The sequence below is a fragment of the Cupriavidus sp. a3 genome, from assembly GCF_051015765.1.
In the GTDB taxonomy this organism is placed as follows: domain Bacteria; phylum Pseudomonadota; class Gammaproteobacteria; order Burkholderiales; family Burkholderiaceae; genus Cupriavidus; species Cupriavidus oxalaticus_A.
Genome location: NZ_CP170643.1, coordinates 476,826 through 483,001 on the forward strand (window position 1 = coordinate 476,826; position 6,176 = coordinate 483,001).

12 tRNA genes and 3 rRNA genes are annotated in these 6,176 nt (G+C 52.5%); all 15 read left to right on the top strand.

The annotated features are described in order from the left end of the window. The first annotated feature begins 1 nt into the window (after position 1). A 16S ribosomal RNA gene (locus ACAD63_RS02240) occupies positions 2 to 1,551 on the top strand. Between the two features lie 170 nt (positions 1,552 to 1,721). Next, positions 1,722 to 4,649: ribosomal RNA gene (locus ACAD63_RS02245) — 23S ribosomal RNA — on the top strand. Between the two features lie 55 nt (positions 4,650 to 4,704). Continuing rightward, a 5S ribosomal RNA gene (gene rrf, locus ACAD63_RS02250) occupies positions 4,705 to 4,820 on the top strand. The 16S, 23S and 5S rRNA genes sit together here with 12 tRNA genes alongside, the layout of an rRNA operon. Positions 4,821 to 4,842: 22 nt before the next feature. Beyond that, positions 4,843 to 4,918: transfer RNA gene (locus tag ACAD63_RS02255), tRNA-Val, on the top strand. A gap of 4 nt (positions 4,919 to 4,922) precedes the next feature. Then, a tRNA-Thr gene (locus ACAD63_RS02260) sits at positions 4,923 to 4,995 on the top strand. 22 nt (positions 4,996 to 5,017) lie between these two features. Next, positions 5,018 to 5,102, top strand: a tRNA-Tyr gene (locus tag ACAD63_RS02265). Between the two features lie 5 nt (positions 5,103 to 5,107). Further along, positions 5,108 to 5,181, top strand: a tRNA-Trp gene (locus ACAD63_RS02270). Positions 5,182 to 5,205: 24 nt separating this feature from the next. Further along, positions 5,206 to 5,281 (top strand) — tRNA-His (locus ACAD63_RS02275). A 9-nt stretch (positions 5,282 to 5,290) separates the two neighbouring features. Beyond that, positions 5,291 to 5,362 (top strand) — tRNA-Gln (locus ACAD63_RS02280). Positions 5,363 to 5,411: 49 nt separating this feature from the next. Beyond that, positions 5,412 to 5,486, top strand: a tRNA-Gly gene (locus tag ACAD63_RS02285). A gap of 5 nt (positions 5,487 to 5,491) precedes the next feature. Then, positions 5,492 to 5,562: transfer RNA gene (locus tag ACAD63_RS02290), tRNA-Cys, on the top strand. A 7-nt stretch (positions 5,563 to 5,569) separates the two neighbouring features. Continuing rightward, positions 5,570 to 5,655, top strand: a tRNA-Leu gene (locus ACAD63_RS02295). Positions 5,656 to 5,664: 9 nt separating this feature from the next. Beyond that, positions 5,665 to 5,741 (top strand) — tRNA-Arg (locus tag ACAD63_RS02300). Between the two features lie 27 nt (positions 5,742 to 5,768). Further along, positions 5,769 to 5,845: transfer RNA gene (locus tag ACAD63_RS02305), tRNA-Pro, on the top strand. An 8-nt stretch (positions 5,846 to 5,853) separates the two neighbouring features. Beyond that, positions 5,854 to 5,929: transfer RNA gene (locus ACAD63_RS02310), tRNA-Ala, on the top strand. The last annotated feature ends 247 nt before the right edge of the window (positions 5,930 to 6,176 follow it).

Here is a 6,176-nt window from a genome sequence, read left to right on the forward strand (position 1 = left end):
TTTATCGGAGAGTTTGATCCTGGCTCAGGACGAACGCTGGCGGCGTGCCTAATACATGCAAGTCGAGCGGACAGATGGGAGCTTGCTCCCTGATGTTAGCGGCGGACGGGTGAGTAACACGTGGGTAACCTGCCTGTAAGACTGGGATAACTCCGGGAAACCGGGGCTAATACCGGATGGTTGTTTGAACCGCATGGTTCAAACATAAAAGGTGGCTTCGGCTACCACTTACAGATGGACCCGCGGCGCATTAGCTAGTTGGTGAGGTAACGGCTCACCAAGGCAACGATGCGTAGCCGACCTGAGAGGGTGATCGGCCACACTGGGACTGAGACACGGCCCAGACTCCTACGGGAGGCAGCAGTAGGGAATCTTCCGCAATGGACGAAAGTCTGACGGAGCAACGCCGCGTGAGTGATGAAGGTTTTCGGATCGTAAAGCTCTGTTGTTAGGGAAGAACAAGTACCGTTCGAATAGGGCGGTACCTTGACGGTACCTAACCAGAAAGCCACGGCTAACTACGTGCCAGCAGCCGCGGTAATACGTAGGTGGCAAGCGTTGTCCGGAATTATTGGGCGTAAAGGGCTCGCAGGCGGTTTCTTAAGTCTGATGTGAAAGCCCCCGGCTCAACCGGGGAGGGTCATTGGAAACTGGGGAACTTGAGTGCAGAAGAGGAGAGTGGAATTCCACGTGTAGCGGTGAAATGCGTAGAGATGTGGAGGAACACCAGTGGCGAAGGCGACTCTCTGGTCTGTAACTGACGCTGAGGAGCGAAAGCGTGGGGAGCGAACAGGATTAGATACCCTGGTAGTCCACGCCGTAAACGATGAGTGCTAAGTGTTAGGGGGTTTCCGCCCCTTAGTGCTGCAGCTAACGCATTAAGCACTCCGCCTGGGGAGTACGGTCGCAAGACTGAAACTCAAAGGAATTGACGGGGGCCCGCACAAGCGGTGGAGCATGTGGTTTAATTCGAAGCAACGCGAAGAACCTTACCAGGTCTTGACATCCTCTGACACTCCTAGAGATAGGACGTCCCCTTCGGGGGCAGAGTGACAGGTGGTGCATGGTTGTCGTCAGCTCGTGTCGTGAGATGTTGGGTTAAGTCCCGCAACGAGCGCAACCCTTGATCTTAGTTGCCAGCATTCAGTTGGGCACTCTAAGGTGACTGCCGGTGACAAACCGGAGGAAGGTGGGGATGACGTCAAATCATCATGCCCCTTATGACCTGGGCTACACACGTGCTACAATGGACAGAACAAAGGGCAGCGAAACCGCGAGGTTAAGCCAATCCCACAAATCTGTTCTCAGTTCGGATCGCAGTCTGCAACTCGACTGCGTGAAGCTGGAATCGCTAGTAATCGCGGATCAGCATGCCGCGGTGAATACGTTCCCGGGCCTTGTACACACCGCCCGTCACACCACGAGAGTTTGTAACACCCGAAGTCGGTGAGGTAACCTTTTAGGAGCCAGCCGCCGAAGGTGGGACAGATGATTGGGGTGAAGTCGTAACAAGGTAGCCGTATCGGAAGGTGCGGCTGGATCACCTCCTTTCTAAGGATATTATACGGAATATAAGACCTTGGGTCTTATAAACAGAACGTTCCCTGTCTTGTTTAGTTTTGAAGGATCATTCCTTCGAAACGTGTTCTTTGAAAACTAGATAACAGTAGACATCACATTCAATTAGTAACACAAGATATCACATAGTGATTCTTTTTAACGGTTAAGTTAGAAAGGGCGCACGGTGGATGCCTTGGCACTAGGAGCCGATGAAGGACGGGACGAACACCGATATGCTTCGGGGAGCTGTAAGCAAGCTTTGATCCGGAGATTTCCGAATGGGGAAACCCACCACTCGTAATGGAGTGGTATCCATATCTGAATTCATAGGATATGAGAAGGCAGACCCGGGGAACTGAAACATCTAAGTACCCGGAGGAAGAGAAAGCAAATGCGATTCCCTGAGTAGCGGCGAGCGAAACGGGATTAGCCCAAACCAAGAGGCTTGCCTCTTGGGGTTGTAGGACACTCTGTACGGAGTTACAAAGGAACGAGGTAGATGAAGAGGTCTGGAAAGGCCCGCCATAGGAGGTAACAGCCCTGTAGTCAAAACTTCGTTCTCTCCTGAGTGGATCCTGAGTACGGCGGAACACGTGAAATTCCGTCGGAATCCGGGAGGACCATCTCCCAAGGCTAAATACTCCCTAGTGACCGATAGTGAACCAGTACCGTGAGGGAAAGGTGAAAAGCACCCCGGAAGGGGAGTGAAAGAGATCCTGAAACCGTGTGCCTACAAGTAGTCAGAGCCCGTTAACGGGTGATGGCGTGCCTTTTGTAGAATGAACCGGCGAGTTACGATCCCGTGCAAGGTTAAGCAGAAGATGCGGAGCCGCAGCGAAAGCGAGTCTGAATAGGGCGCATGAGTACGTGGTCGTAGACCCGAAACCAGGTGATCTACCCATGTCCAGGGTGAAGTTCAGGTAACACTGAATGGAGGCCCGAACCCACGCACGTTGAAAAGTGCGGGGATGAGGTGTGGGTAGGGGTGAAATGCCAATCGAACCTGGAGATAGCTGGTTCTCTCCGAAATAGCTTTAGGGCTAGCCTCAAGGTAAGAGTCTTGGAGGTAGAGCACTGATTGGACTAGGGGCCCCTACCGGGTTACCGAATTCAGTCAAACTCCGAATGCCAATGACTTATCCTTGGGAGTCAGACTGCGAGTGATAAGATCCGTAGTCGAAAGGGAAACAGCCCAGACCGCCAGCTAAGGTCCCAAAGTATACGTTAAGTGGAAAAGGATGTGGAGTTGCTTAGACAACCAGGATGTTGGCTTAGAAGCAGCCACCATTTAAAGAGTGCGTAATAGCTCACTGGTCGAGTGACTCTGCGCCGAAAATGTACCGGGGCTAAACGTATCACCGAAGCTGCGGACTGTTCTTCGAACAGTGGTAGGAGAGCGTTCTAAGGGCTGTGAAGCCAGACCGGAAGGACTGGTGGAGCGCTTAGAAGTGAGAATGCCGGTATGAGTAGCGAAAGAGGGGTGAGAATCCCCTCCACCGAATGCCTAAGGTTTCCTGAGGAAGGCTCGTCCGCTCAGGGTTAGTCGGGACCTAAGCCGAGGCCGAAAGGCGTAGGCGATGGACAACAGGTTGATATTCCTGTACCACCTCCTCACCATTTGAGCAATGGGGGGACGCAGGAGGATAGGGTAAGCGCGGTATTGGATATCCGCGTCCAAGCAGTTAGGCTGGGAAATAGGCAAATCCGTTTCCCATAAGGCTGAGCTGTGATGGCGAGCGAAATATAGTAGCGAAGTTCCTGATTCCACACTGCCAAGAAAAGCCTCTAGCGAGGTGAGAGGTGCCCGTACCGCAAACCGACACAGGTAGGCGAGGAGAGAATCCTAAGGTGATCGAGAGAACTCTCGTTAAGGAACTCGGCAAAATGACCCCGTAACTTCGGGAGAAGGGGTGCTCTGTTAGGGTGCAAGCCCGAGAGAGCCGCAGTGAATAGGCCCAGGCGACTGTTTAGCAAAAACACAGGTCTCTGCGAAGCCGTAAGGCGAAGTATAGGGGCTGACGCCTGCCCGGTGCTGGAAGGTTAAGAGGAGCGCTTAGCGTAAGCGAAGGTGCGAATTGAAGCCCCAGTAAACGGCGGCCGTAACTATAACGGTCCTAAGGTAGCGAAATTCCTTGTCGGGTAAGTTCCGACCCGCACGAAAGGCGCAACGATCTGGGCACTGTCTCAACGAGAGACTCGGTGAAATTATAGTACCTGTGAAGATGCAGGTTACCCGCGACAGGACGGAAAGACCCCGTGGAGCTTTACTGCAGCCTGATATTGAATGTTGGTACAGCTTGTACAGGATAGGTAGGAGCCTTGGAAACCGGAGCGCCAGCTTCGGTGGAGGCATCGGTGGGATACTACCCTGGCTGTATTGACCTTCTAACCCGCCGCCCTTATCGGGCGGGGAGACAGTGTCAGGTGGGCAGTTTGACTGGGGCGGTCGCCTCCTAAAAGGTAACGGAGGCGCCCAAAGGTTCCCTCAGAATGGTTGGAAATCATTCGCAGAGTGTAAAGGCACAAGGGAGCTTGACTGCGAGACCTACAAGTCGAGCAGGGACGAAAGTCGGGCTTAGTGATCCGGTGGTTCCGCATGGAAGGGCCATCGCTCAACGGATAAAAGCTACCCCGGGGATAACAGGCTTATCTCCCCCAAGAGTCCACATCGACGGGGAGGTTTGGCACCTCGATGTCGGCTCATCGCATCCTGGGGCTGTAGTCGGTCCCAAGGGTTGGGCTGTTCGCCCATTAAAGCGGTACGCGAGCTGGGTTCAGAACGTCGTGAGACAGTTCGGTCCCTATCCGTCGCGGGCGCAGGAAATTTGAGAGGAGCTGTCCTTAGTACGAGAGGACCGGGATGGACGCACCGCTGGTGTACCAGTTGTTCTGCCAAGGGCATCGCTGGGTAGCTATGTGCGGACGGGATAAGTGCTGAAAGCATCTAAGCATGAAGCCCCCCTCAAGATGAGATTTCCCATTCCGCAAGGAAGTAAGATCCCTGAAAGATGATCAGGTTGATAGGTCTGAGGTGGAAGTGTGGCGACACATGGAGCTGACAGATACTAATCGATCGAGGACTTAACCATATTTTTGAATGATGTCACACCTGTTATCTAGTTTTGAGAGAACACTCTCAATTTGTTTGGTGGCGATAGCGAAGAGGTCACACCCGTTCCCATACCGAACACGGAAGTTAAGCTCTTCAGCGCCGATGGTAGTCGGGGGTTTCCCCCTGTGAGAGTAGGACGCCGCCAAGCAATTGCACGTTAGTGCAATTATGGAGGATTAGCTCAGCTGGGAGAGCATCTGCCTTACAAGCAGAGGGTCGGCGGTTCGAGCCCGTCATCCTCCACCATCTTGCCGGTGTAGCTCAATTGGTAGAGCAACTGACTTGTAATCAGTAGGTTGGGGGTTCAAGTCCTCTTGCCGGCACTGTTTTTTCAAAATTTAATGTGGAGGGGTAGCGAAGTGGCTAAACGCGGCGGACTGTAAATCCGCTCCCTCAGGGTTCGGCAGTTCGAATCTGCCCCCCTCCACCATTTATAGGGGCATAGTTTAACGGTAGAACAGAGGTCTCCAAAACCTCCGGTGTGGGTTCGATTCCTACTGCCCCTGCCAAATTTATGACATCTTGAGATTATGGCGGTTGTGGCGAAGTGGTTAACGCACCAGATTGTGGCTCTGGCATTCGTGGGTTCGATTCCCATCAATCGCCCCATATTATCATTGGGCTATAGCCAAGCGGTAAGGCAATGGACTTTGACTCCGTGATGCGTTGGTTCGAATCCAGCTAGCCCAGTCTCACTTTTTATATCAACTGCATATAATGTATTAAGTCCATTTAAAATGCGGAAGTAGTTCAGTGGTAGAACACCACCTTGCCAAGGTGGGGGTCGCGGGTTCGAATCCCGTCTTCCGCTCCAATTACGGCGGCATAGCCAAGTGGTAAGGCAGAGGTCTGCAAAACCTTTATCCCCGGTTCGAATCCGGGTGTCGCCTTCTTATTGCCGGGGTGGTGGAATTGGCAGACACACAGGACTTAAAATCCTGCGGTAGGTGACTACCGTGCCGGTTCAAGTCCGGCCCTCGGCATTAAGTGTTGCGCCCGTAGCTCAATTGGATAGAGCGTTTGACTACGGATCAAAAGGTTAGGGGTTCGACTCCTCTCGGGCGCGCCATATCTTTTAATAGAACAGATAGGAAATCGGGAAGTAGCTCAGCTTGGTAGAGCACATGGTTTGGGACCATGGGGTCGCAGGTTCGAATCCTGTCTTCCCGACCATTTTTTATGGGGCCTTAGCTCAGCTGGGAGAGCGCCTGCTTTGCACGCAGGAGGTCAGCGGTTCGATCCCGCTAGGCTCCACCAAAAGTTTTTAAAAAAGTTGTTGACTTTGAAGAAGTGACGTTGTATACTAATAAAGTTGCTTTAACAAAGCGGACAAACAAAATGATCTTTGAAAACTAAACAAGACAAAACGTACCTGTTAATTCAGTTTTTAAAAATCGCACAGCGATGTGCGTAGTCAGTCAAACTACTTTATCGGAGAGTTTGATCCTGGCTCAGGACGAACGCTGGCGGCGTGCCTAATACATGCAAGTCGAGCGGACAGATG